The sequence below is a fragment of the Natrinema sp. CBA1119 genome, assembly GCF_002572525.1.
Lineage (GTDB): Archaea > Halobacteriota > Halobacteria > Halobacteriales > Natrialbaceae > Natrinema.
Window position 1 is genome coordinate 3,812,056 of sequence record NZ_PDBS01000001.1, and the last position, 25,127, is coordinate 3,837,182.

Consider the following 25,127-nt stretch of genomic DNA (forward strand, 5'->3'; position numbering starts at 1 on the left):
TGCTAATTTGCCTAATGAATGTCGAGACTCCATGTTCGCAGACAGTCGGCGGAACGAGGAGGACAGTCTATGGCCTCTAGATCCACGGGACCAGATCACTACTGACAGCAGTCGGTCATCCGCGAATTATTTAAAGGATTTTAGTAAATGGGACGAGATGAATAGATATGGACATACTCCAATCGAACGGCAGTACTTTGTGGGAGCACCAATGGTAGACGTTGCGCTCTCGGCGGCACAACTCGTCTTAGCACTGATTCTCGTGGTATTAAACGGCTTTTTTGTTGCTGCAGAGTTCGCCTTCGTTCGAATTCGGGGAACATCGGTCGACCAGCTCGTCGAGGAGGGGCGGCCCGGCTCGGGGACGCTCCAAGAAGTGATGACGAATCTCGACAACTACCTCGCCACGACACAACTCGGCATCACCATCGCCTCACTCGGATTGGGATGGGTCGGCGAACCCGCCATCGCCTCGCTCCTCGAGCCCATACTGCAACCGGTTCTCCCGGCGAATCTCATCCATCTCGTCGCTTTCGCAATCGGCTTTAGTATCATCACGTTTCTCCATGTCGTCTTCGGTGAACTTGCGCCGAAGACGCTCGCAATTGCCCAGACCGAGCGACTCTCACTGTTCCTCGCCCCGCCCATGAAGGCCTTCTATTACATACTCTATCCGGGAATTGTCATCTTCAACGGGGCGGCCAACGCGTTCACGCGGTGGCTCGGTGTGCCACCCGCTTCCGAAACGGATGAGACACTCGGTGAGCGGGAGCTCCTTCGGGTGCTAACACAATCCGGCGAGGGCGGGGACATTGACGTGGCAGAAGTGACGATGATCGAGCGCGTCTTCGATCTTGACGACACCGTGGTGCGGGAGGTCATGGTTCCACGACCGGACGTGGTGAGCGTTCCGGCGGATGCCACACTATCCGAACTTCATTCGACCGTCTTAGAGGCCGGACACACGCGCTATCCGGTGCTTGATGCCAACAACGGTGACCAAGTGGTTGGATTCGTAGATGTCAAGGACGTGCTGCGAGCAGAGGTTGACAATGGGGATGCCGAGATAGTCGATGACATCGCCCGCGACATTCTCATCGTCCCCGAGACAATGGCAATTAGCGATCTCCTGATACAGTTCAGGGAGGATCGACAGCAGATGGCGGCGGTCATCGACGAGTGGGGAGCATTCGAGGGGATTGCAACGGTTGAAGACATCGTGGAGGCCCTCGTCGGAGACCTTCGAGACGGGTTTGATCTCGATGAGCGCGAACCCTCGATACGCCAGCGTGACGATGAGGGATACGACATTGACGGAGGAGTCCAATTGTCGAACGTTAACGATGCTCTGGCTGGGGACTTCGAAAGCGAGGAGGTCGAAACGATCGGTGGACTGGTGCTCGGGCAACTCAATCGTGCGCCAGAACCTGGCGACCGCGTCGAGGTCGACGGTCACGTCGTTGAGGTAACGAGCGTCGAGGGGACCCGAATTTCGACGGTATGGGTCCATGAAAAAGATCTCGATGATCCAGCGGTGGACTGAGTGGAGTATGGACTTGATCAGTTGGTCTGTTCGGATTCTCGCTGTTAGTTAGCCAGTCAACCAACTTGATGTCGTGATCCGTCACGCCGATGCACTCACAGCACGGTTTATCAACCCGAACATTCAAGCCCGGCTCAACGCCTCGATCGTATTCTTTCGTGCTGGAAAAGCGAACTGGGAGAGTGTCCAGAGCAAACACTCGCAGCTGGAAACGGTGCTTGAGATACCTGCCCCCAGGTGCGGGCAAACGCCTGTACGCTCGTTGCGAACGCCGACATCCCGGTTTCAGTTGAGACACTCCGCGACCTTCGAGCGAATAATCTCGACGACACTGTCAGAGATCGTGTGGAGAGTGCTCTTCAAGAGTTCACGAGTGAATAGGGACGGTCGCCATCAGAGCTAGTGCAAAAAGAAACCGGGTATGGATTATCGGAGATGACCTACTCCGCGACGCCGACGATCCATCGCCACCGCTGTTCGACGGTGCCTTCGAGGCCTGCGAGCAACGCACGTGCCTTCGTGACGCGCTCGTCGACGGTGAGTCTCGGATAGAGACGCGCCGCCATCGCTGGAATCGCGTGGAAACGCCGAACGTCCTCGGCCGTCGTCGCAAAGCACCAGGTACCCGTGGTGACGGTAACCTCGTTGGCGAGCGCCGCTTCGACCGCATCTGCGCCCGTTGGCGACCGCGACTCCCGCTCGAGGTCCGCGAAAACGTCCGTTCCGTCGGCATCGACCCAACCAAGCGGCGCGACGGCACCGACGACCCCGTCCGGACGCAGGACGCGGGCAGCCTCCCGCGCCGCGACTGCAGGATCGGGGACGAGAAAGAGCGACGCGGTAAACGCGACGCCGTCAAATGAGTTGTCGACGAACGGCAAATGATCGAAGTCTGCCTCGATCCGCGGCGCAGCCTTGAGTTTGCGCAGCATCTCGCGGCTGATGTCCAGCGCGACCGTTCGCTGTGCCCGCTCGGCGAAGACGCGCGTGCTCACGCCAGTACCGGCACCGGCGTCAAGGACGGCGTTGACGGGGTTGTCCGCTCGAGCCGACAGTTCGGTGGCCAACAGTTTTGCGAGGGCGGTGAACCGGCCGGTTCGCTGCTCGTAGGCGTCGTAGGCGGAGACGCTGTCGTCGAAGTTCGTCCGGACGGCGGCCTTCATACGCTCTGCAACGACTGGCGACGGAATATGTATTCCCATCGGTCAGGTTGGTAGTCCCCCACTTAATGACTTGCAAAAGGGGGACGACCCCTGGAATGTGAACTACAGAGCCACTCGAAACAGAGCGAAGCCAGTCATCGAACAGTCTCGGAGAAGAATTGCCGAGCTACAACTGAGACTACTTCGATCGTTGCTTGGTCAGTTCAGATGCTAACTGTCGCAGCTCGTCTGCTTCGTCAATCTCGACGACCCATCGTTCCGGAAGAGCATCTGCACCGAACCGGGCACCTGCGACTGCGCCGGCAACAGCACCAATCGTATCCGTATCGCCGCCCATCATCACCGCGTCGACAACCGCATCTGCAGCACTCTCGGCGGTTAGCCCGTGACAGACCTGCCTGTAGCGTCGTGACGACGTATCCCGAATTTTCGAGGGAGATATCAACCGGCTCGCCATGGAGGGCAGTAGTGATCGGTTCAACACTCGCTTCCCACTCACGGTGGCCAGCTTCGTCCCACGGTTCGCCGTTCTGGATTCGCTGGAGTGCACTCGAGGTCATAATCCCGATGTCGAACGGACCAGAACGCTTCCACTCGACGAATCGCGCGGCAACGTCTTTTGGCTCAAATGTGCCGTGTTCCGCGAGACTGCGACCGATACAGAGTGCCATCTCCGTATCGTCAGTGATGGTTCCTGCGGGCTGCCCGTGAGTCCCGTGAGCGAGCATTTCGGTTACCCGCCCGTGCGTTTCCTTGATTCGGTTCGGGTTCTGGAATTCGACTGGGCGTCCGAGTGTGTCCCCACATGCCAGCCCCAGTAAGATTCCCTGTGCTCGTGATTGCGCCATACAGTAATACTCACATATCTGGTTGCTAATGGTTGTGATCCAAGGAACTGCCAAGTCAGTATCTCTGAAGTCGTGATCGAAAAATATTGGCCGAGTTTGATGCTACGTTCGAACTACCGAATCAGCCACGACCACAGGCACATCTCTACACATGAATGATTCTGATCAGTATCGATTTCATGATGGCAATCTGGTTCTGGATGAGCAACCGACCGATTCAGTCGACAGAGATGAACCGATCAAACCTGGGGAGGAGACAGGCTATCGTGTCGCGGTGAAATTAGGAGCAATTGATGTCAATGCGAGGCTTCGAAATATCGTTCAAGAGTACAGTCAAACGCTCGAGTTTGGGACAAGATTCCAAGTCAATCACTATGTAAAGAAACTATCCGCGTCGGATGGTGAACTTCGGATTCAGACAGCTGCTCCGAATGACCCTGATAATGTTCAGGCATATCCTCTCGCAGAGCACAACCCTTCTGAGCGTGTCATACAATGGTTCTCAACAGGTATTATTCACGAAATGTGTATTGAACAAATCCAATGACTGGCGAAACTACAGGCTCATACGCGAATTGAGAGCTGTATAATCGTCAGGTAGAGGGTGTGAGACGTATTCTATGACACGCTGGTATCCACTAATTCTATTTCCGTTGTTAACCATTTGTCCATTTTCACCTTACCTTTTTGTTACCGGCCGAAAACGTGTCATTTGTTATCGCACCGAGCGAGTAAGTACTGGAAAACCATGCCACGGCACCATAGCCACCTATGACACGAGGACAACGCTTGGACGCGTACCACTTCTACGAGGACGACTGGGACAGTTACGAGCAGTTACACGAGGCGTTCGAGTGGGACGTACCCGATCGATTCAATATGGCGACGTATCTGTGTGATCGGTGGGCCGACGACAAGAGCCGCGTCGCACTGTTCGCCGCGGATGCGGCGGGTACCGAGGAGACGTACACGTTCTGGCAGATGCGAAACGTGACGAACCGACTGGCGAACTACTTGCGGGCACAGGGCGTCGAAGAGGGCGATCGGGTTGGCGTGAACGCACCGCAGCGGCCGGAGACGGTATTCGCTCATCTCGCCGCCTGGAAACTCGGTGCGATGTCGGTCCCCCTCTCGACGCTTTTTGGCCCCGACGCTATCGAGTACCGACTCGACGACTGCGATGCCGTCGCGGCCGTCGTCGACGAATCCAATATCGGGAACTTCCGGGAGGCCCGTGAGTCGCTGCCAGCCCTCGATACCACGCTGACCGTCGGTGACGTCACGCCGGACAAGGCGGCCGGTGAAGCAGCCTTCTGGGACGCCATCGACGACCGCTCTCGAGAGTTCGACACCGTCGAGACGGACGCCGAGGACGACGCGATTCTCATCTACACGTCCGGGACGACCGGCGATCCGAAGGGCGTGCGCCACGCCCAGCGACTGATACTCGGACACCTGCCGCTTTTCGTCACGACCTTCGGAAACATGGACCTACAGGAGGGCGACGTGTTCTGGACGCCCGCCGAGTGGGCCTGGATCGCGTCCCTGTTCGACGTGGTAATGCCCGCCCTTTACTACGGGAAGCCGGTCGTCGCCTACAACGGGGGGCAGTTCGACCCCGCAGCGGCCTTCCAAATCATCGAACAGTACGGCGTCTCGAACTTCTTCGCGCCACCGACCGCCCTGCGCATGATGATGCAAGTCGAGGACACCGATCGGTTCGACGTTGGGACGCTCAGAACCATCGCCAGCGGCGGCGAGTCGCTGGGCCAGTCCATCGTCGACTGGGCACAGGACACCTTCGGGGACACCGCTGTCCACGAGGGCTACGGTCAGACCGAGGCGAACATGCTCATCGGCGACTGCACCGCCCTGACGGAGTTCCGCGAGGGCTATATCGGCCGCGCTGGCCCCGGTCACGAGGTGACAATTGTCGATCCCGAGACAGCCGAACCGACCGTCGAGACTGGTGAGACCGGCGAAATCGCCGTTCGGTACGAGAACAACCCCGTCTGTTTCGTGGAGTACTGGAACAAACCGGAGAAGACGTCAGGAAAAGTACGAAACGGCTGGCTGCTCACCGAGGATCTCGGGCAGATGGACGAGGACGGCTACGTGGCGTTCGTAGGACGGAAAGACGACGTAATCATCTCCGCGGGTTACCGTATCGGCCCGGAAGAAGTCGAGGACAGCGTCGCCGGCTACGAGGCCGTCGCTGACGCCGCGGTGATCGGCGTTCCCGACGACGAGCGCGGGGAGGTGCCGAAAGCGTTCGTGGTGCTGACCACCGACGCCGAACCGAGCGACGATCTACGAGAGTCGATCCGTCAGCATGTCCGCGACCGCCTTGCGAAGTACGAGTACCCGCGCGAAATCGAAGTTGTCGACGAACTTCCCAAGACCGCCACCGGCAAAGTCCGGCGGGCCTCGCTGCGAGACCGTGAGGGGATCTGACGTACGCGGGTGAGGATGTCACAAATCGTGTTCGGAAAACGCGTGGCCGGCGTTCTCGGCCATTTCTTTCGCTTCGATATCTCACGATTTCCCCAGTCACGCCGATAGTTAAACGATGAATGAGGGCCCCTGTGGGTCCGTTATGACTGTTTGTCAGCCATTGCTACGAGTTCTGCTAAGGGATCGATCTCGACTCGTGTGTCCTTACCCTTGATACAGGGGATCACCTATACCCGGTAGCTGATCCTGAAGGCAACCAGTTCGGTGTTCTGTTCCGAGTGCAAGACGATGAGACCTTTATCGTCGACTTCGAGCCAGCGACAGGGAAGTAATCCTTAGAAATCAATGTCTGTGATTCCCACTCTCGCCGCTCTTGCAGTTGCTCGAGAACGCTCGCATGCAGCGGAAAATACGACGACAACAGTGCTCGAACTCGGTCGGTGATCGAAACGGCGTCAGTTGGTCTCGAGAACCAGGAGTTCGTCACCGGCGTCGACTTCCTGTTCGTTTTCCGCGATGACTTCGATGATCGTTCCGTCCGCAGGGGCCGTGATATCGTGGAAGTTCTTCATGACACCGACCAATCCGACGACATCCCCCTCGGCGACCTCGTCACCTTCGTCGGCAAACGTTGCTTCGTCCGGATCCGGTCGCGTGTAGAAGACGCCGGGCATCGGCGATTCGATGTGTTCTGTCGTCATTTATGAAATCTTATGCTTAAATAGATCCTCCAGACATATAATACTTGACAAAGCTATACCCTGACCACACGGGCGTAAACGTGCACGGACAGACTCGTTTACGAGTTACTACACTTTCACGTACATATTCACTATCCTAATCTAGTCGGTATCTATACAGTGATAACCGTCCTCTCATTTAGCAGGATGAGTGAGAAAACGATAACCAGACAGGAGCTTCAGTCTCCGCGATACGAGTACGGGGGGGACGACTGGGTGTTCGTCGAACTCGCCGAAGCGATGAGTTTCGACGCGAACTTCAAAGCACAGGCGATCACACAGGAGATTCGGCAGAACAGTCTCGAGGGACTCATCGAGGTCGCACCGTCGAACGCCTCCTACCTGATCCAGTTCGATCCGAGCGTACTTCACCCGGACGAACTGATCGATGAGCTGAAATCGCTCGAGGAGGAGATCGATGTCTCGGAGTACCAGTGGGAGGCACGGGTGTTCGATATTCCCGTTTTTTACGACGATCCGTGGACTCACGAGACACTGATGGACTTCCGAGAACGCCATCAAGACCCGGACGTGACGGATCTCGAGTACTCCGCAGAACTCAACGGCTTCGATTCCGTCGAGGCGTTCATCGACCACCACTCCGGCGCGCCGCACATGGTGACGATGATCGGCTTCGTTCCCGGGCTTCCCTTTTGCTTCCAAATGGTTCCACACGACGAGCAGATCGAGGTGCCGAAGTACGAGCAGCCGCGGACGGCGACACCGAGCCGCGCGATCGGGTTCGGTGGCGCGTTCACCGCGATCTATCCCGTCCCCGGGGCCGGCGGCTATCAGCTCTACGGTCGAACTCCCGTCGAGGTGTTAGACGTCGACCAGGAGCTGTCGGCGTTCGAAGACTCGATGGTACTTCCGAACCCGGGAGACATCCTCAACTTTCGGCAGATCGATCGCGATGAGTACGATGCAATCCGTTCGGAGGTCGAAGACGGGACCTACCAGTACAACTACGATCGGGTCGAGTTCGAGACACAGGCGTTCTTCGACGATCCACACGGATACAACGAGCAGCTTCTGGAGGTGCTCGACTGATGCGTATTCTCGACGGTGGACTCGTCACAACCGTTCAGGATACTGGCCGTTACGGACACTATCACATCGGAATGCCACCCTCCGGCGCGATGGACCAGTTCGCCCACAAAGTCGGCAACTGGCTCGTCGGGAACGACGAATCGGATGCAACCCTCGAGATGACCTATATGGGTGCGGACATCGAGTTCGAGGAAGACACCGTCTTCGCCGTCACCGGTGCAGATATGGATCCATCCCTCGAGGACGAACCAATCCCGACGTGGACTGCCGTCCAGGGCGAGGCTGGCGACACCCTCAGCTTCGAGTTCGCTACGGAAGGCGCACGCGCGTATCTCGCAATCGCCGGTGGGATCGATATCGAGCCGGTGATGGGAAGTCGTGCGACGTACACCCTGATCGGAATCGGCGGCCACGAGGGTCGGTCGCTCGAGGAGGGTGACGAACTCCCGATCGGTGAATCGTCAGCGGACACCGACGAACTACTCGGTACTTCGATCGACGAGACGGATCGGCCGGATTACTCCCAGAGCGAGATCAACGTCGTGATGGGGCTCTGTGACTATCGGCTTACCGACGAAGGCCGACAGCGGTTCCTCGACGCCGACTGGAACGTTTCCGACGAGGCCGACCGGGTCGGCTACCGGTTCGAGGGGCCGGATATCACCGATATGTTCGAAGAACGCGAGCAGCCCTTCGGTGCCGGAACGGACGTCACCAACGTCGTCGACCTCGGCTATCCCGTCGGCTCCATCCAGATGGCCGGCCAACCAATTATTCTGATGCGAGACGCCGTCACGGGTGGCGGCTACGTGACCGTCGGAACCGTGGTGAGTCCCGAGCGCGATGCACTCGCCCAGTGTCGAACGCACAGTACCGTCGATTTCAACGCCGTTGACATCGAAGAAGCGCTCGAGATTCGTCAGGAGCGAGACGCCCGTCTCGAAAGCATTCAGGAGTCGTTGTAGTGGGGATTCTCCAGTAAATGATTGACAAAGTACTCGTCGCGAACCGAGGCGAAATAGCAGTCCGCGTGGTACAGGCAGCGAAGGAACTTGGAATCGAGACGGTCGCCGTTTACAGCGACGCCGACGAAACAGCGAAACACGTTCGCCGCGCCGACGAGGCCGCTCACGTGGGATCCTCGGTCGCCGGCAAGAGCTATCTCGATCAGGAGTCGTTGCTGGACGCAGCAGCCGAAACTGGGGCCGATGCGATCCATCCGGGCTACGGGTTCCTTGCGGAAAACGAGTCGTTCGCCCGTCGGGTCGAGGAGTCCGAGTTCAGCTGGATCGGGCCCCCGTCGGACGTGATGGCCGACTTCGGTGAAAAGACGAAAGCACGAGCCATTATGGACGCGGCGGGCGTCCCGATCGTTCCAGGAACGGACGAACCGATCGACGATCCCGACCAGGTGAAAGACTTCGCCGAGGAACACGGCTACCCGGTCGCGATCAAGGCGGACGGCGGTGGCGGCGGTCGCGGGCTGAAAGTCGTTACCGGTCCCGAGGAGGCCGAGGAGGCGTTCACAAACGCCAAACGTGAGGGCGAGGCGTACTTCGACAACGACGCTGTCTACGTCGAGCGCTTCCTCGAGAACCCACGCCATATTGAGGTTCAGGTCATCGGCGACAGCCACGGGACCGTCCGCCATCTCTACGAACGCGACTGCTCGGTACAGCGTCGTCAGCAGAAACTCGTCGAGGAGACGCCCTCGCCCGTCCTCGACGAAGAGACGCGGGAGGAACTCTGTGAAGCCGCCAGATCGGGCGTTGCCGAAGCCGGTTACAGCAGCGCCGGCACCGTCGAGTTCCTCTACGAGGACGGTGATTTCTACTTCCTCGAGGTGAACGCTCGGATCCAAGTCGAACACACGATCACTGAAGCGGTGACGGGCATCGATATCGTCAAAGAACAGTTCCGCGTCGCTGCAGGTGAGGAATTATCGTTCGAACAGTCCGAAGTCGACTCTCGAGGTGTTGCGATGGAGTTCCGTATCAACGCCGAAGATCCCTCCGAGGAGTTCAATCCGACACCGGGAACGCTCGAAACGTATCGACCGCCGACGGGAATGGGAGTCCGCGTCGACGACGGTGTCAACGAAGGCGACAGGATCAGTCCGTTCTACGATTCACTCGTCGGAAAATTCATTGTTACCGCACAGGACCGTCAAGAGGTACTCGAACGCAGCAAGCGAGTCCTCGAGGAGACAATGATAGAGGGGATCTCGACAACAATCCCGTTTCATCTCGCAGTTCTCGATGACGACGTGTTCGTCGAGAGCGATCACACGACGAAATATCTCGATCAACAGTTCGAAGGGGTAACCGAGTCCGAGTAGGCGGACGGCACCGCCCAATGGGACGGTATTCGGTCGAACGAGACAGTATCTCGGTCGTTCACACGAGTTCGTCGAGACGAGCTCGTTCAATCCCTTCGGCCTCGAGTCGTTCGTGGATCGTCTCGAGCAGTTCGACCGAGTTCGGCCCGTCACCGTGGATACAGATCGATGACGCGGGAACGTCGATTACTGTTCCATCGACGGCCTCAACCTCGCCCCGCGTCGCGATGGAAATGACCCGATCTGCGACCAAGTCCGGGTCTTTCGGTTCGACTTCTTTCTCGACGATCAGCGTGCGGTCGGGGTTGTAGTCGAGATCGACGTACCCTTCGAAGACGGCATCTAACTCGTCGTACTCCTGGGCGACCTCGTAGATGTTCATATCGGTTGCCAAATAGACGAGAGTAGGATCGACCTCGAGAAGCGCTTCCATGACGGCACGGCAGTGAGCCTCACTTTCGGAGAGCATCGAGTACATCGCGCCGTGCGGTTTGACGTGTTGGACGCTCGCCCCGTGACGATTCGCGAACGCCATCAACGCGCCCAACTGATAAACGACGTAGTCGCGCACTTCTTCGGGCGTCGCGTCCATCGACCGGCGACCGAACCCCATCTTGTCCGGGAGACCGGGATGGATCCCGATCCCGACATCGTGTTCCGCAGCGAGCGCGACGGTTTCACGCATAACGTGTGGGTCACCTGCGTGGTAGCCGCCAGCGATGTTCGCAGAGGTGACGTACGGCATCACCTCGGCGTCGCGCCCCATCGTCCAGTTGCCGAAGCTCTCACCCATGTCGCAGTTAATATCGATTGCAGTCATCGTCCGGAACCTATACTGTTCGTTCGTCGTCCTCATACTTGAGGTAGTATGGCCGCCGAGTTGTCGGAAATACACTCCACTGAACCCTCGAGCCGACTGGCTCTGAGTCCGATATTGCAGCGAACGTCAGCGAGGCCAAGCAGATTGATGCCCGGGAACAGTACCAGTTGGGCGACCAACTTGCTGTCGTGATCGAGCACGCCGACACACTCACAGCACATCGCGATAGACCTCGACGGTTTTCTCGAGCATCCGCTCACGGTCGAACTTGCTGCGGACGCGCCGTTGTGCATTGATCGAATAGCGCCGATATCGATCGGAATCTTCGAACAGTGTTCTCGCAGCCTCGGCGATTCGGTCAGGGTTTCCGGGGGGAACGGTGAATCCGGTTTTCCCGTCGACGCTAACGAAGGGGACGCCGGTCGGAAGCGCAGTGTTGATGACCGGGAGCCCGTGACTCATCGCCTCGAGTTGAACGATGCCGAACGATTCGTTTTCTCCGACCGACGGAAGGACGAAAACGTTTGCGTCGCGATACAGCTGTTCCAACCGATCGTCCGAGACGAACCCCTCGAACGTCACCTTGTGCGAAACCCCCTCCAGCGCTGCATGCCGCTCGAGCGAACATCGGGCGGGCCCTTTTCCGACGATCGAGAGCGATGCATCGAGGCCTTTCATCGCCGAGATGAGGTATCTCACCCCTTTGAACTCCACCAGCCGTCCAACAAACAGGAGCGTGTTTCCGTCGAGTGTCCGAGGCTCGATTTCCGTCTCCTGAACGTCGATACCGAGCGGAATGACCGTCGCTTTCTCCTCGAATTTCGAGATCCGAGCACACGTCTCTCTCATGTTCGGTGAGGAGACGATGATGGCTTGCGCCTCACTGAGGACCCGATCGAGTATCGGATTGTACGGATAAATGAATGGTTCCTTTCCGATTATATCGTCGTGAAACGTCACGACGACCGGAACGTCACCTGTTCGGTTGAGAAGATGGCTCACCGGACCGAGCGGAAACGGCAGATGGTAGTGGACGATATCTGCCCATGCAAGCTGTTGGCGCAGTCGATACGGGAACGTCGGACTGATCGGTGTCGATTTGACGTTCCCGAGGCTCCCGGTACGAATGATCTTCGTTCCGTCATCCTCGTCGACGCTGCCCCGTCCGCGAGGCTGTGATGTGAGAACGCGAAACGTAACGGAATCGATCCCGGTAACCAGGCTTCGAACGATATTCTGTATGCCCCCGGTAAACGGGTAGTAGTACGTACACACCTGCAAGACGTTGACCGTGTCGTCAGTTGCTGTGGTCTCTGGCATTGATCGATATCGAACGGTAGTTCTGACGACGATAGTCGACGAGAGACCCCGAAGAAATCGTGAACCAGCTACTTCGACGGCTGGAAGCCGCGCTGGCTACAGGACGATCGGGGAGCCGAGAGACCGATCCGACTGGATTCACCGGATATCGTCGAGTGCTTCGTCCCACGGGTCGTTTCTCTCGAGGAGTCATGATTCCGCTGTGTGTGAAAAAGTGAAAAAAACTTCGATTGTGCGAGGGGTGACGGACAGGTCGTAGGGATTGCAGACGGGCGTCAGTGGTCGCGACTGGTTGCTCTCCACGACGCCCCGACCACGCTTCCAGCCAGTATCCAGTAGATCGCATTCAACGATTCCCGCTGGAACGCGATCGTCCAGAACGAATAGGTGTAAAATCCGACCATCGCGGCAAGGATCCCAACCCATATCCATTTCTCGTCAACGGGGCACCGTACGAGCTGTTGTATCCCGATCCAGGTAGCAGTTGTCACGCTGATCACGTACGTCAAAAAGCCCGGAACGCCCGTTGCGACCAAATTTGCCAGGAACAGGTTGTGAACGCCCCATCGGCTGTTAACTACTCGTTCGAAGTTTTCCCCGCCGCCGATACCGAACACCGGATACCGAGCGGCGATATCGATAGCGGCCGCATACTGTCTCAGACGGACGTTTAGATTATTCGTCCGAATCAACAGTATCTCATCTCTTCCCGCTGCAGTTGCAGCAATAGTCCAGGCGATCACGGTCGCTCCGATGAGTACCGAGAGGGGGACGAGCATCGACCGGGCTCGATACAGTCCGTAGCGTCCGAGAACACGGTAGAACCAGTATAGCAGAACGATACCGATGACCGCATACATAGCGAGCATTCCCGAATGCGAACTACTTGCGAGAACGCTCACGATGCCGAGCGAACCGGCTACTGAGAGTGCCGTGTGTACGCGGGACTGCGCCACTGCTGCGACGACCAGCGGGATAAAAAAGATAGCCATCCCGACCATGATACGACTCTGGCCAATGGGTGGGCCAACGTAGAGTACCGTCGAATCGACCGGGAACGATGTGAGCGAGGGTGCTGGCCATATTTGTTGCAATTCGACTCCGAGAACGCCGAGGTGACTCGGATATCCGCTCTTTCCGGAGAACACTTCGTCGACAGCAAAAACGAGCGCACCGCCGAGTGCATACACGAGCGGATAGATAACGGACCGAACGTCGGTCGTTCCGACGAGCAATGCCGCCGTGATGAGCAATAGCCCGTACCGAAGCTGCGTTTGTGCGTAGAGAAATGCCTCAGTACTCGACGGGCCGTTCCCGACAACGCCCGCGAGAAACGTCCAGAGCACGAAGAGCAGGAACGAGCCGATAGTCAGCCGGCCGCTGTTGCCCAGGTTCGAGAGGGAATCGTACTGCTGCCGGACGAGGAGACAACACAGCGTACCCACCAACAGCACGTCGACGATGCGTATTTGACGACCCCCGATATGGGAACCGGTCACGACGGCAGTGATGTTGAACACTGCGAGTACGATCGTTGCGGCGCAGATCCCCTCAAAGACGATCTTCATCGAGTATATCGCGAGGACGTACGTTGTGGCTGCCGCGATGAGTAACCGCGTTACAGAGATGTCCGTCACGATCGCCGCTGACGGGACAACGAAAACGAACAGGGTGATCAAGAGCGCTGCAGACACGGCATAGGCATCGCTACCGGTAGTCGAAGACCGAACGAGAGACGTGGAAAGCCGTCGTGTAATCGGTGGCTTATCTGCCATACCCGCCTTGGATGCGAGTTATTTCACAGAAGGATAACCCTGCCTATACCGACGATGCGACTGACAGCCATCGAAACGCTTTCGATCGCAGGTAACTCTGAGGCACCGTCGCGTTGGGGCACATCGGTTCGGCCCTGCCAGCGAAGCTACACCGACTCGCCACCCTGGTGTTCACGTCGGGAAAACCGGAAGAAGACATCATCCCATGAGGACTGAAATGTCGAATGGGTGTGTATTTCACAGTGTGTCTTTGTCTCTCACTCGTGACGACAAAACCCCTATACTTTTATTTTAGGTGTGCCTAAAATCGCCAATGGCCGCGGACGAACAGTCACAGTTGATGGAAACGGTTCAGGGGAAAAAGGCGACAATACACCCGAAAACCGTCTATCGTCTCCTGGCGTTCACAGGAACGATTACGCTAACAGTAGCTTGTTTTCTCATCGTAAATATCCCGGTGATTCGGCTATCGTTTGACAAGTATTTGATCACGCTGGGCGGACCGTCGACACAGCCGGCCACCAGTACCGAACCACGTCTCACGCTCGCAGTACTGGTCGCTGTGACAGTCATCGGAGTGCTTCCGCTCTGTAAACCGCAATCGCGGCGCATTCTCGATACGATCATCACCGCGCTCCGGTCGCTGTTGATCGTTGCCCTATTTTTGGCAACTATCGGATACTTCGGCTTCTCATTTCGTCTTCCGCAGACAACGCTCGTGCTACTGGTTGGATGTCTCTCTGTCGCGTTACCGCTATGGTTCGTCGGTCTACAACAGTTGCAACTCAAACGAACCGACGGAACCCTTATCGTTGGAACCGATCCGAACCAGATCGAGGCCGCAATTCAGGCAACGACGAAGCCGATTGTCGGCTACACGTACACGTCAACACACTCGAGTGAAGACGGGCGTGAGACCCAACTCAGTACTGACGGAGGCACCGAGAAGACAGCCCCAAAATTAGCGAAATTCGAGCGGGTGGGCGAACTCTCGGTGTTAGACGAGATTCTCAAACAGTCGAACGTCGGCACAGTCGTTCCGGCCCTGCCCCAGACCGATCGTGCCGAGTTCTTCGGCATTCTCGAGGCGTGTCACCGACACGACGTTAGCGTCGAGATACTCGACGAACACAACGAAAGCGTTCTCGTCAAAGAAGAGCAGGCCGTCGCAGCCGAGAATCGCTCGAACCTCGTCGGCATCAACCTGCAACCGTGGGATCTACAGAACCGCGTGTGCAAGCGCCTGTTTGACCTGGTTTTCGCCGGTCTCGGACTCCTCTGTACACTGCCACTACTGATAGGGATTGCTATCGCCGTGAAGGTAGACAGCCCTGGACCCGTTTTCTATACCCAAGAGCGGACGACACAGTTCGGAGAGACGTTTCAGGTGTATAAATTCCGGAGTATGATCCCCGAAAGCGAATCGGCGGTACCCGGTGAAGATCACGATCGCATCACTCGATTTGGTCGGCTCCTTCGCAAAACGCACCTGGATGAACTCCCCCAGCTCTGGGCAATCATTATCGGTCAGATGAGCGTCGTCGGACCACGGGCAGCCTGGACTGCAGAGGAGCAACTGCTTCAAGACGAAATCCAGACGTGGCAGAAACGATGGTTCGTCAAACCGGGACTGACCGGACTCGCTCAGATTAACAACGCCTCGAGTGAAACTCCCCGAGCGAAATTGCAGTACGATCTCACGTATATCAAAAACCAATCACTCTGGTTCGATTCGAAGATCGTCGTTCGACAGCTTTGGATGGTATTCGTTGACGTGATATCGCTCCTCACGTCGAAGATGTCAAGTCGACCGTGAAACTGGGACGTAGAGCTCCGAATCGACGGCCGAACGCATCCCCAGACGGAACAATCATACCGTTCGATCACCCCCTCATTGTATGGATCGAGAATTCCTCATCGCACTCATCGCCGGCGTTTTTCAGGGGATTTTCGAGTGGCTGCCGATCTCGAGTGAGGGAAACGTGGCGGTCGTCCTCTCGGTGCTAGGGAGTTCTCCCGAAACGGTGGTTGCGTTTGCATTGTTCCTTCACCTTGGCACTGCGCTCTCGGCGACGGTCTACTACCGTCACGATCTCTGGGACCTTCTTACGCTTCTTCCTGTCTGGCGGGCGGATACCCGCTTTGACGGCGAACAGGCGGTACTCACGTTTCTCGCCATTGGGACGCTCGTCTCCGGTGCCGTCGGTATCACGACCTACGTACTCCTCATCGATCTGTTCTCGAGGCTGACAGGTGGTGTACTCGTCACACTCATCGGTGCGTTCCTCGTCCTCACTGGTGGATTTCAGTACGTTTCGCAAGCAGATCCCGGTGGCAGACGGACGACACCGGACGGGGTCGACGCGGTACTGGTCGGCGTCGCACAAGGATCGGCCATTCTGCCGGGCGTATCCCGGTCGGGCGTAACCACCGGAACGCTCTTGCTCCGCGGGCACGACGGCACACAATCGTTCCGCCTTTCGTTTTTGCTTTCGATCCCGGCCTCTGTCGGTGGCGGCCTGCTCGCATACTCGGATTCCGGGCTTGACATCAGCATCCTCGCTGCGGCAGTTGCGCTCGGTGCCGCCGCCGTCGTCGGCTACGCAACTATCGGAACGCTACTTCGTATCGTCGACGAACTCCCGTTTTGGGGCGTCTGTATTGGCCTCGGGATGCTAGCGATACTCAGTGGACTCATGATCGTCTGACCAAAATTTCATCAAATCTCTTGACATGGTCTCGTTCAAGACGACCTCTTCTCGTATCGCATTGACGTTCGTCCTGTCTCTCGAGCGACCGGCGGCTGGGGAGACACAGTTTTTCGGATAGAACGGAGGTTTCTACGTCGCCAGTAGTGAAATGACGAGCTCACAACACTTCCGGGGCCGACGCCGTTTGCGGTGTGATATGGCACCACTGAGACGATTTACACACCGATCGCATAGTCCGCGGTTCTCACTCGCGGTGTTCGCTTCGCTCACCGTTTTCGTCCCTGCGGTTCTTGCTCACTACGTTCGCTCACGGCTCGCTTTGCTCACCGTTCGCATTCCTGCGGTTCTCGCTCACTGTGTTCGCTCCGAACCGCACCCGCTCCGAACCGCGCTCCCGTCGTGTGATCCAGTGCGCAGTGACTGTCAGTGGCTGCGATAGGTAGAAGCCAGAGGGGTGCTTCGGTATACAGATCGCCTCGAGTATCGACTCGGATCGCGAGCGATCATCCGGGCTCCGGTGCTGTGGTGGCGTTCCCCTCGTTCGTCTCGAGCCACTGATCGTACGTTTCCGGGTCGACGACGACGACATCGCCCTCCATGCGCGAGTGGCCGGCACCGCAGAACTCGGCACAGACGGCGTCGTACCGGCCGGGTTCGGAAACGATCGTCCGGGCGCGAGTATAGCGTCCGGGGAATGCGTCCTGCTTGATACCGAGGTCGGACACGAACAGTGAGTGGATAACGTCGTCGCTCGTGAGCCAGAGCGTTACGTTCTCGTCGGCGGGTATCACGATTTCGTCTTCGGTCGTGACGTTTGCGCCGGGATAGGTCGCTTGCCACTCCCACTGGTACCCGGTGACGTACACCTCCTCGTCGCCGGTCTCGGGGAGATCGGCGAACGACTCGAACCCGTCCTGACTGCGGTGGTCGCTGTCGAGTGCCTGCGATGGAGACACGTACGGGTTGACGAGGACGCTGTAGCCGGAGAGACCGACGAACAACAGAATGAGTGCTGTTGCGACGGTCCAGGTAATCTCCAGCGCGGGATCCTCCGTGGTGGGTTCGGGATCGTCGTTGTCGTGGAACTTGACGGCCGCGTAAACCAGGATTACGAGGACGAACAGCGTCAGTGGCAGGGCCACGTAGAGCAACTGGTACTCGAGGCCGTCGATAAGTTCTCGGTTCTCCGACTGTGCAGCGGCCGTTCCCGTGAGTGCGAGGAGACTCGAGAGCGCCGCGACGGCGAGTGCGACGATCGTGCGACGGCGGCTTCCCATTGGCGGTGGTTCAATAACCGGCCTGAAATACGTCATTCACGAATTAGCAAACTTTCACGGCTTCGAACTTATTCGGCAAGTGAAATACGATCGAGAGAATGTAGAAGCAGAAGAAAGTCACGAAATAGTTAATTGATCTTTATGAGGGTCGATAATGAGTCCACCGCTATGCACGGCGATGAGCGGTGTGGTCGTGCCATCAGAGGTGGCGGACGACGATGAACCGTGCACTCGTCGAGGTCTCGTTGTTCGGGGCTGTCGTCGTTGGCTGTCTAGTGGTCGTCCTCGTCGCACAGCGGTTACGAGTCGAGCCGTCACCGGACGGCGGTTACGTGACGGGTCGTGAGCGCCGGCTCGGACTCGGCGACGCGAAGGCGGCCGCCGTTCGCTGGACGACGACGACGAACCACCGCGAGATTGGGCTGCTCTACATCGCGTTCGGTACCGTCGCGGCGATCTGGGGCGGGATCGATGCGATGATGATCCGGACGCATCTGTTGACTCCGGAGGCGAACCTCTGGACCGAACAGACGTACAACGAACTGTTCACGATGCACGGACTGACGATGCTGATCTTCTTCGTCACGCCGGTGTTTTTCGGAATCGGGAACTACTTCCTGCCGCTGTTGATCGGTGCCGACGATATGGCGTTTCCGCGGCTCAACGCTATCGGATTCTGGCTGTTGCCGCCCTCATTGCTGCTCGCTCGGTTGGGGATCGTCGCCGAAGTAACGGGAGCGGTCCTGGCCGTCGTCGTCCCGACGGACTGGATCTCGGTCCTGTTAGCGTTTCAGGAGCCGGCGATCGGGTGGACGATGTATCCGCCCTTATCACTGGCACCGAACCCGCAGACGAATTTCCTCTTGCTCGGCCTCCACTTGAGTGGCATCGCGACCACGATCGGCGCGATTAACTTCATCACGACGATCATCTACGAGCGCGACGAGTCGATCGGGTGGGCGAACCTCGACATCTTCTCCTGGAACATGCTCATCACGAGCGCGATCATCATCTTCGCGTTCCCGCTGCTCGGCACCGCGTTGCTCATGCTCCTGTTCGACCGCAATTTCGGGACGACGTTCTTCGCGGTCGAAGGGGGTGGTCCTATCCTCTGGCAGCACTTACTGTGGTTCTGGGGCCACCCGGAGGTCTACATTATCTTCCTGCCGGCAACCGGGCTGATGAGCCTCATACTGCCAAAGTTCGTCGGCCGAAAGTTGTTCGGGTTCAAGTTCATCGTCTACTCGACGATCGCCATCGGCGTCCTCTCGTTCGGCGTCTGGGCCCACCACATGTTCGTGACGGGCGTCGACCCGCGCGTTCGGGCGAGTTTCATGGCGACATCGATCGCCATCGCCGTTCCCAGCGCGATCAAGGTGTTCAACTGGATCACCACAATGTGGAACGGCGACGTCAAACTCGCTGCGCCGACGATCCTCTGTGTCGGCTCGATCGGACTGTTCATCATCGGTGGCGTCACCGGCATCTTCCTCGCGGTCATCCCGGTCGACGTCATCTATCACGGCACCTACTACGTGGTCGGCCACTTCCATCTCATTCTCATGGGGATCATTCCCCTCATGATGTTCGCCGCGAGCTACTACTGGTACCCGATGCTCACCGGCCGGATGTACGATCGCCGACTCGCGATCTTCCAGTCGTCGCTGCTGGTCGTCGGCTCCGCGCTCACGTTCATGACGCTGATGGCGCTCGGCTTCCTCGAGCTCCCCCGCCGGTACGCGACCTACCCGGCGGGATACTCGGGGCTGCAGGTGGTCGCGACCGTCGGTGCGTTCCTCATCGGGATCAGCGTCCTCATGTGGCTCTACAACATGATCTGGTCGTATTTCCAGGGGACACCGATCGAAACCGCAGACCCCTGGGAACTGAAGGCGACGGAGCAGTTCACGCCCGAGTGGCAGTGGTTCGAGGACCGACTCGAGCGCGAGCGCGGGGTCCCGCCGAGCGAACCGGAGGAGGTGCGTCCGTCCTACGTGCCCGCACAGGACGACCGGCCGCTGTCGCTGTACGGCCGTATCAAGCCGGTCGCCCGGACCGTTGCGAACGATGCCGGTACCGGTGCGGTCGGCGGCGTCGTCGGGACGCTACTCATGTCGGGCGTGCTCGCCGTCGCCGTTCTTCTCGGTGCGTTCGATTTCGAGTCGTTCGCGACCCTCGCGACGTTCGTCGGGTTGCCGGCGGATCTCGCTCTCGGCTACGGGCTCTTCCTCATCGCCGGAACGACGGTCTGGCCCCTGTTGTTCCTCTCGCTGGGCGAGTACCTGCCGGGCGAGCTCACCCTCGTCACCGGACTGTGGTATGCGACGGTCATTTCACCCGGGTTCGCGCTCGCCTTCTATACCGGACAGACCGGTCTCGAACTGGTGACGTTCCTCATCTTTGTCCCGCTCGCGCACTGGATCTACGGCCTCGGACTCGCGGGAACGATTACGTATCTCGGCGGTCGTCGACGCCGCCCGTCGACGGGGGAGGACGAGAACGAATGAGCGACGGTAACGGCGCATCTCCTGGCTCGGACGAACCTCCCGCTGCCGACGAACCGACCGCTACTGACGTCCCACCCATCACCGACGAGACGGGACCGGTGGAACCGACCGCCTCCGCCGAGTCGCTACTGTTGACCTACGCCGCGCCCTTTCTCGGCGTCGTCCTGATCGCCGTCGGGCTCCCCCTCGCAATCGTCGGCGGCTACGTCGTCGTTCAGGACGGCGTCGGCCTCTGTGGGGAACCCACGCTCACGACGACACCGGCCGACGAATACGAGGGAGCGTTGGCAACCATCGAGACGTTGCCCGCCGAGAATCTCTCGGCGGCCGAACGGACGGCCCTCGAGGAGGCGATCGATAGCCCGCTTCGGGAAGGGAAGGTTACCGGCGAACTGGCGAACCGGGAGGCGCTGCTCGAGGGAGCGATCGTCGAGTACGAGGGCGATCGCTACTACGTCCAGATCGCGTCCCTGAACTCCTGTCTCGAGGTCGCCCCGTTGCTCTTCCCGATCGGTGCCATCGCAATCGTCGTGGGAATCCTCGGCGTCCTGACGCCGCCGATCTATCGGAAGATGGCCGGTTTCGAGGAGCGCATGCGGAACGGTCGGACGGAGTGAGCGCGCTGCCCAGTCACGTCCGAGCGGCGAATTCGAGCGAAATCCACGAGTCGGGTGGCTGGTGGCCAGAGCGGTCGGCCGACAGGCCGCATCGATCCGATGCTATTCGCTCGAGTCGGACGATTCGTCCGTCCTGTTCGGCGTGTCGTTCGTCATCGGACTGGGCTGGGGAGCGATGACTTCGCCGTCGCCCGGCTGTTCGGCGGCGTAGGAGAACTGTCCCTTGCCGTCGGGGGCTTCGTCCTGGGTCCAGGGGTACTCGGGATCCGGCTGTTCCTCCCGCCTGGTCGACATGAACGTGTAGTTGAACTCCTGATTCTCCTGTTCCTGCGGAAAGCTCGCGGGCACCGGAACCGGGTCGTCGAGCGTCTCGAGGGCCTGTAGCCACTGGTTTTGGTGCATGGTGTCCCGAGCGATGAGGTAGGAGAGCATGTCCTTCATGCCGGGATCGTCGGTATACTCCCAGAGCCGCGTTGCGAGGGTCCGACCGGTCGACTCGGCCATCACGTTCGCGTAGAGGTCGCCCGCGAGATTGCCCGACGCGACGATGTAGTTGCCGGTGAATGGAGCGCCGTTACTGTCGACGGGCATGGCCGATTCGCCCGCCGAGAGGAACTGACGCGGGTTCTGGCCGGTCATCGCCGCGGCCGTTGCCGCGGTCTCCTGGGCGTCGTCGCTCATCTGCTTGGACGACCCCCGGAGATTCTTCGTGACGGCCGATGCGAGCATCTCGATATGGCCGAGTTCCTCGGCGGCGGTCTCCATCAGTAAATTTCGATACTCCTCGTACCCCTCGGGGAGGGCCCAGGCCTGGAACATGTACTGCATGGCGACGCGCATCTCACCTTCCTGGCCGCCGATCGCTTGCTGGAGGAGCTTCGCGAAGTGCGGGTCCGGTTCTTCGACGGTGACCTCGTACTGGAGCTCCGGTTCTTGGAAGAACATCGCACTCGTTCCTGCCCACATCCAGTGGGATAAACCACTGTTCCGGCTCCGTCTGAACCTTTTACCGACTGGTAATTGATTGATACAGATCACTCAGATCTCGTGGAACGGACGCTGTCAGTTCCGCTCCCGTCGATCAGTGGGCCACGGGGCAGTGAGACAGTAGTGAATCCGCCGAGGCCGTCCAGTCACTTGCATTCGATCGGCCACCGGGGGTTTTTCTATGCTGGCTGTGGTACAAATCGGTCCCTGAGGTGACCCTGGTGGGTAACACCGACGACAAACAACGAGCGGCGGCGACGTGTGAACACTGCGGAGAGATCGGTATCGTCCAGATCTGGCCCGACGGCAATCTCCAGCCCCTCGGCCAGACGGATTTCTGCGACTGTGCGTCTCCCACGCTCGAGGTCCTCGAGACGGATCTCGATCACGACGAGATACCGTGACCCCGTCTGCAACGGATGGGCGAAACCAGTCGGACGACCAGCTCCGTCACACCGACGCGCCCACGTAGAGGACGACGACGAGGAAGATCCAGACGGCGTCGACGAAGTGCCAGTACAGCGAGACGGTCGCGACGGACGTGTCCCGATCCGGGCCGTAGTGGCCCCGAAGCGCCCGCCAGCAGAGCACGGCGATGCCACCGACGCCCAGCGTGACGTGGAGGCCGTGGAGCCCGGTCAGTCCGAAGAACGCGCTCCCGAAGATGCCACTTGCGAGCGAAAATCCCTCGTGAGCCACGAACTCGTAGTACTCGTAGACCTGCCCGGCGAGGAAGACGAGGCCGAGTCCGAGCGTCGCTCCGAGCAGTCCGATGAACCGTTGTCGGTTGTCGTCCTCGAGCGCCTCGTGCGCGTAGTGGAAGGTGACGCTGCTCGCGATCAGGATGGCCGTGTTGACGACCACGAGGGAGCCGAGCAGCGGCGGGAGCTCTTCCGGTGGCCACGACCCGATCCTGACGAAGAAGTAGTAGACGAAGAGCGCGCCGAACGTCGAGACGTCGGTCGCGAGAAAGAGCAGCGTCGTCGAGACGTACGATTCGCGCGATTTGAGGGGTCCTTGTGCGTCTCGAGCCGGTGACAGAAACGCCTGGTCGACCCAGCCCGCGATGCCGGCCAGCAGGACGATCGTCCCGACCACGGCCAGACCGATGCCGGCCAGGGGCGGGACGAGACCGGTTTCGTTCCCCAGGATGGTGATCGCGACGCCGCCGTAGAGTCCGGCGGCTCCCGCGGCGGCGACGAGCGGCCAGCGACTCCGGTGGTCGTGCTCGTCGCCGTCGCCGTGGCCGCGATGGTCGCCGTACTCTTCGGGAGCCTGCCCCTCGGGAACGCGATGTCCGGAGCCGTCGGCTCGAGGGGGGCCGTCATCGGCCGTCTCGGTGCGTCCACCAGAGTCCATACCCCCGCTTCCACGTCGGCCACGAAAAAGGCTCACCGCGTACAATCAATGAGGGACGTGTTAGAGTCACGGCCGCGGTTTCGGACTCCCATACGAACGGTTCGTCGGCACTCGGACTCGAGTCTCCGTTCCCGGCCCGATCCGGAACCACCGGAACCGGCAGGCTCAGTAGAAGTAGTCGGCTTCCGAAAGCTGGACGTAGCGACCGTCGCGGTACTTGAACTTCTGGCGCTTGTACGCTGTGAGGATCTTCGCGGCGTCGATCCCGGCGGTGTAGCGCCTGTTGATCAGGGCGTTGTCCGACCCGTTGCCCTGCATATCGTTGACGGTGTCGAAGGCCCAATCCCAGTTGTCGGGCCCGTAGTCCGCGACGATGTCCGCGAAGGCGACGTTCCGCAGGATCTCGTCGCCGATCGCGCGCTTCCAGATGTCGTTGTAGTTCGCGATCGAGTCCGTCGCGGCGAGTCGGCCGGCGATCTTGCCGGTGCGGACGGCGACGTGGTAGCCACCCTCGTGGAACGCCGAGGTCGTCCCCATCGCGCCGCCGGCGACGGCGATGTTCGCGCCGACGGGCGACTCGATCGGGCGCGTCGAGGAGATCGGATACGTCTCGGTCCCCTTTGACTTCCCGCGGTCTTCGACGCGCGGAATGTCCTCCTCGATATCGTACTCGTCGCCGTACTCCTGCTCGAGGAGGCGGTTGATGTACTCGGCACCAGATGGGATCCGGTCGTCGTCCGGTCGCAGGAGCTTGTAGGAGCCGGGATTCTCCACGTCGGCGAGGTCCATCCCGATGGGCATCGTCAGGCCGACGCGGGCGACCGTGCCGTCGTTCGGGAACACCCACGGGTAGGCGGTCTCGCCGGGCATGTACCCCCACCAGAATTTGAGTCGGTCCTCGAACTCCGCGAACAGTTCGGGGGGGAACTCTCGATACTCCTGATAGGCGATGTGATTCGCGTCCGGCGGCGAGAGGTAATCGGAGACGCTCCGGCCGGGGGCCGTGAACTGGTCGAGCGCGTCGAGCGTGATCCGCCGCTGCGGGCCGTCCGCGAGGACGACGTACTGGGCCTCAAGTTCGTCGCCGTTCGAGAGTGTCAGCGTGTGGGTCGGCCCCTGTGGACCGGACGCTCGCAGATCGGTCTCGAGATCCTTGACGCCGGTCCCGACGCGTAGGTCGGCACCCGCATCGGTCGCGCGCTCGTAGAGCCAGTCGTCCATGCGCGCGCGGTGGAAGGTGTACCCGAACTTGGGGTAGTTGGCCTCCATCCCGGTCGTTCGCAACTCGACGCTGCTGTTCGGGCCGACGAACTCCGTGGCCTCGAGCTCCCGGTGAATGACCTCGTCGGGAATCTCCCGGTAGTCGAACTCCATGATGTCGATCCAGTAGTCGAGCATCCCGGCGGCGTCGGTCGAGTCCGGCCCCGGTCCATCCCGGTCCTCTCGAGGCACTCCCTGCTCGAAGAGCACCGTTTCGGCACCGTGGGCCGCGGCTTGCTCGGCCGCGGACGCACCAGCGGGGCCGCCGCCGACGATCGCGACGTCTACGCGTTCCATACGCCGTGAAGACTCAGTGAGCCATTATAAAAACTGCGAGGCGAATGTCTGCGTAGTGGAC

Annotated in this window: 20 protein-coding genes and 1 pseudogene; 11 read left to right on the forward strand and 10 right to left on the reverse strand. The window is 59.5% G+C overall.

Annotated features, from left to right (window positions below; translation table 11 throughout):
* Nucleotides 1-211: 211 nt before the first annotated feature.
* Entirely contained in the window at nt 212-1,543 is a 1,332-nt protein-coding gene (locus CP556_RS18755) for a hemolysin family protein (RefSeq protein WP_098727000.1), read from the forward strand.
* A gap of 440 nt (nt 1,544-1,983) precedes the next feature.
* On the opposite strand, the gene CP556_RS18760 is transcribed toward CP556_RS18755, so the two are convergent.
* Together CP556_RS18760 and CP556_RS18765 are read right to left on the reverse strand one after the other, a co-directional pair.
* The gene (locus CP556_RS18760; RefSeq protein ID WP_098727001.1) at nt 1,984-2,706 is read right to left on the reverse strand and encodes a class I SAM-dependent methyltransferase; all 723 of its coding nucleotides are present in this window, start codon (nt 2,704-2,706) and stop codon (nt 1,984-1,986) included.
* A 178-nt stretch (nt 2,707-2,884) separates the two neighbouring features.
* Nucleotides 2,885-3,554, reverse strand: a pseudogene (locus tag CP556_RS18765) (ADP-ribosylglycohydrolase family protein).
* Between the two features lie 151 nt (nt 3,555-3,705).
* Here CP556_RS18765 and CP556_RS25475 point away from each other — a divergent pair.
* A complete protein-coding gene (locus CP556_RS25475; protein ID WP_141551715.1) occupies nt 3,706-4,101 on the forward strand; it encodes a DUF8081 domain-containing protein in 396 nt (131 codons plus the stop codon).
* A gap of 224 nt (nt 4,102-4,325) precedes the next feature.
* Entirely contained in the window at nt 4,326-6,008 is a 1,683-nt protein-coding gene (locus tag CP556_RS18770) for an acetate--CoA ligase (RefSeq protein ID WP_098727002.1), read from the forward strand.
* Nucleotides 6,009-6,463: 455 nt separating this feature from the next.
* Here CP556_RS18770 and CP556_RS18775 read toward each other — a convergent pair whose 3' ends face one another.
* The gene (locus tag CP556_RS18775; protein ID WP_098727003.1) at nt 6,464-6,709 is read right to left on the reverse strand and encodes an acetyl-CoA carboxylase; all 246 of its coding nucleotides are present in this window, start codon (nt 6,707-6,709) and stop codon (nt 6,464-6,466) included.
* A 186-nt stretch (nt 6,710-6,895) separates the two neighbouring features.
* On the opposite strand from CP556_RS18775, the gene CP556_RS18780 reads away from it, so the two are divergent.
* From CP556_RS18780 to CP556_RS18790, 3 genes are read left to right on the forward strand one after another with little or no spacing between them, the layout of a single operon-like run.
* The gene (locus CP556_RS18780; RefSeq protein WP_098727004.1) at nt 6,896-7,798 is read left to right on the forward strand and encodes a 5-oxoprolinase subunit B family protein; all 903 of its coding nucleotides are present in this window, start codon (nt 6,896-6,898) and stop codon (nt 7,796-7,798) included.
* Nucleotides 7,798-8,763: a 5-oxoprolinase subunit C family protein gene (locus CP556_RS18785; protein WP_098727005.1), complete on the forward strand. Its 966-nt coding sequence runs from the start codon at nt 7,798-7,800 to the stop codon at nt 8,761-8,763. The genes CP556_RS18780 and CP556_RS18785 overlap by 1 nt, the downstream gene beginning before the upstream one ends.
* Before the next feature lie 17 nt (nt 8,764-8,780).
* Nucleotides 8,781-10,136 (forward strand): acetyl-CoA carboxylase biotin carboxylase subunit, encoded by a 1,356-nt coding sequence (locus CP556_RS18790; RefSeq protein WP_098727006.1) that lies wholly within the window; start codon nt 8,781-8,783, stop codon nt 10,134-10,136.
* Nucleotides 10,137-10,194: 58 nt separating this feature from the next.
* On the opposite strand, the gene CP556_RS18795 is transcribed toward CP556_RS18790, so the two are convergent.
* From CP556_RS18795 to CP556_RS18805, 3 genes are all read right to left on the reverse strand, one after another.
* Nucleotides 10,195-10,956 (reverse strand): LamB/YcsF family protein, encoded by a 762-nt coding sequence (locus CP556_RS18795; protein ID WP_098727478.1) that lies wholly within the window; start codon nt 10,954-10,956, stop codon nt 10,195-10,197.
* A 210-nt stretch (nt 10,957-11,166) separates the two neighbouring features.
* The gene (locus CP556_RS18800) at nt 11,167-12,276 is read right to left on the reverse strand and encodes a glycosyltransferase (RefSeq protein WP_098727007.1); all 1,110 of its coding nucleotides are present in this window, start codon (nt 12,274-12,276) and stop codon (nt 11,167-11,169) included.
* Nucleotides 12,277-12,551: 275 nt separating this feature from the next.
* A complete protein-coding gene (locus CP556_RS18805) occupies nt 12,552-13,970 on the reverse strand; it encodes an O-antigen ligase family protein (RefSeq protein ID WP_098727008.1) in 1,419 nt (472 codons plus the stop codon).
* Between the two features lie 859 nt (nt 13,971-14,829).
* Between CP556_RS18805 and CP556_RS18810 the strand changes: the two genes are divergently transcribed.
* Both CP556_RS18810 and CP556_RS18815 read left to right on the forward strand, forming a co-directional pair.
* Complete coding sequence (locus CP556_RS18810) at nt 14,830-15,867, forward strand: sugar transferase (protein ID WP_255291503.1); 1,038 nt, start codon at nt 14,830-14,832, stop codon at nt 15,865-15,867.
* Nucleotides 15,868-15,949: 82 nt separating this feature from the next.
* Nucleotides 15,950-16,759: an undecaprenyl-diphosphate phosphatase gene (locus CP556_RS18815; protein ID WP_098727009.1), complete on the forward strand. Its 810-nt coding sequence runs from the start codon at nt 15,950-15,952 to the stop codon at nt 16,757-16,759.
* Nucleotides 16,760-17,265: 506 nt separating this feature from the next.
* Here the strand turns inward: CP556_RS18815 and coxB are convergent.
* A complete protein-coding gene (coxB, locus tag CP556_RS18820; protein ID WP_098727010.1) occupies nt 17,266-18,039 on the reverse strand; it encodes a cytochrome c oxidase subunit II in 774 nt (257 codons plus the stop codon).
* A gap of 218 nt (nt 18,040-18,257) precedes the next feature.
* On the opposite strand from coxB, the gene CP556_RS18825 reads away from it, so the two are divergent.
* Entirely contained in the window at nt 18,258-20,546 is a 2,289-nt protein-coding gene (locus CP556_RS18825; protein ID WP_098727011.1) for a DUF6789 family protein, read from the forward strand.
* Complete coding sequence (locus CP556_RS18830; RefSeq protein ID WP_176548245.1) at nt 20,543-21,163, forward strand: DUF7979 domain-containing protein; 621 nt, start codon at nt 20,543-20,545, stop codon at nt 21,161-21,163. The genes CP556_RS18825 and CP556_RS18830 overlap by 4 nt, the downstream gene beginning before the upstream one ends.
* Before the next feature lie 102 nt (nt 21,164-21,265).
* On the opposite strand, the gene CP556_RS18835 is transcribed toward CP556_RS18830, so the two are convergent.
* A complete protein-coding gene (locus CP556_RS18835) occupies nt 21,266-22,108 on the reverse strand; it encodes a manganese catalase (RefSeq protein WP_098727012.1) in 843 nt (280 codons plus the stop codon).
* A 263-nt stretch (nt 22,109-22,371) separates the two neighbouring features.
* Between CP556_RS18835 and CP556_RS18840 the strand changes: the two genes are divergently transcribed.
* Nucleotides 22,372-22,554 carry a hypothetical protein gene (locus tag CP556_RS18840; RefSeq protein ID WP_098727013.1) on the forward strand — a complete coding sequence of 61 codons (183 nt, stop codon included), beginning with the start codon at nt 22,372-22,374 and terminating at the stop codon, nt 22,552-22,554.
* A gap of 46 nt (nt 22,555-22,600) precedes the next feature.
* On the opposite strand, the gene CP556_RS18845 is transcribed toward CP556_RS18840, so the two are convergent.
* Together CP556_RS18845 and CP556_RS18850 are read right to left on the reverse strand one after the other, a co-directional pair.
* Complete coding sequence (locus CP556_RS18845) at nt 22,601-23,509, reverse strand: cytochrome c oxidase subunit 3 (RefSeq protein ID WP_098727014.1); 909 nt, start codon at nt 23,507-23,509, stop codon at nt 22,601-22,603.
* A 165-nt stretch (nt 23,510-23,674) separates the two neighbouring features.
* Nucleotides 23,675-25,066 (reverse strand): NAD(P)/FAD-dependent oxidoreductase, encoded by a 1,392-nt coding sequence (locus tag CP556_RS18850; RefSeq protein WP_098727015.1) that lies wholly within the window; start codon nt 25,064-25,066, stop codon nt 23,675-23,677.
* Nucleotides 25,067-25,127 lie beyond the last annotated feature (61 nt).

Excerpts from the sequence above, each read along its gene's own strand:
- CP556_RS18755 (WP_098727000.1), top strand. The coding sequence starts at position 212 with ATGGTAGACGTTGCGCTCTCGGCGGCACAACTCGTCTTAGCACTGATT.
- CP556_RS18760 (WP_098727001.1), bottom strand. The coding sequence starts at position 2,706 with ATGAAGGCCGCCGTCCGGACGAACTTCGACGACAGCGTCTCCGCCTAC.
- CP556_RS25475 (WP_141551715.1), top strand. The coding sequence starts at position 3,706 with ATGAATGATTCTGATCAGTATCGATTTCATGATGGCAATCTGGTTCTG.
- CP556_RS18770 (WP_098727002.1), top strand. The coding sequence starts at position 4,326 with ATGACACGAGGACAACGCTTGGACGCGTACCACTTCTACGAGGACGAC.
- CP556_RS18775 (WP_098727003.1), bottom strand. The coding sequence starts at position 6,709 with ATGACGACAGAACACATCGAATCGCCGATGCCCGGCGTCTTCTACACG.
- CP556_RS18780 (WP_098727004.1), top strand. The coding sequence starts at position 6,896 with ATGAGTGAGAAAACGATAACCAGACAGGAGCTTCAGTCTCCGCGATAC.
- CP556_RS18785 (WP_098727005.1), top strand. The coding sequence starts at position 7,798 with ATGCGTATTCTCGACGGTGGACTCGTCACAACCGTTCAGGATACTGGC.
- CP556_RS18790 (WP_098727006.1), top strand. The coding sequence starts at position 8,781 with ATGATTGACAAAGTACTCGTCGCGAACCGAGGCGAAATAGCAGTCCGC.
- CP556_RS18795 (WP_098727478.1), bottom strand. The coding sequence starts at position 10,956 with ATGACTGCAATCGATATTAACTGCGACATGGGTGAGAGCTTCGGCAAC.
- CP556_RS18800 (WP_098727007.1), bottom strand. The coding sequence starts at position 12,276 with ATGCCAGAGACCACAGCAACTGACGACACGGTCAACGTCTTGCAGGTG.
- CP556_RS18815 (WP_098727009.1), top strand. The coding sequence starts at position 15,950 with ATGGATCGAGAATTCCTCATCGCACTCATCGCCGGCGTTTTTCAGGGG.
- coxB (WP_098727010.1), bottom strand. The coding sequence starts at position 18,039 with ATGGGAAGCCGCCGTCGCACGATCGTCGCACTCGCCGTCGCGGCGCTC.
- CP556_RS18825 (WP_098727011.1), top strand. The coding sequence starts at position 18,258 with ATGAACCGTGCACTCGTCGAGGTCTCGTTGTTCGGGGCTGTCGTCGTT.
- CP556_RS18830 (WP_176548245.1), top strand. The coding sequence starts at position 20,543 with ATGAGCGACGGTAACGGCGCATCTCCTGGCTCGGACGAACCTCCCGCT.
- CP556_RS18835 (WP_098727012.1), bottom strand. The coding sequence starts at position 22,108 with ATGTTCTTCCAAGAACCGGAGCTCCAGTACGAGGTCACCGTCGAAGAA.
- CP556_RS18845 (WP_098727014.1), bottom strand. The coding sequence starts at position 23,509 with ATGGACTCTGGTGGACGCACCGAGACGGCCGATGACGGCCCCCCTCGA.
- CP556_RS18850 (WP_098727015.1), bottom strand. The coding sequence starts at position 25,066 with ATGGAACGCGTAGACGTCGCGATCGTCGGCGGCGGCCCCGCTGGTGCG.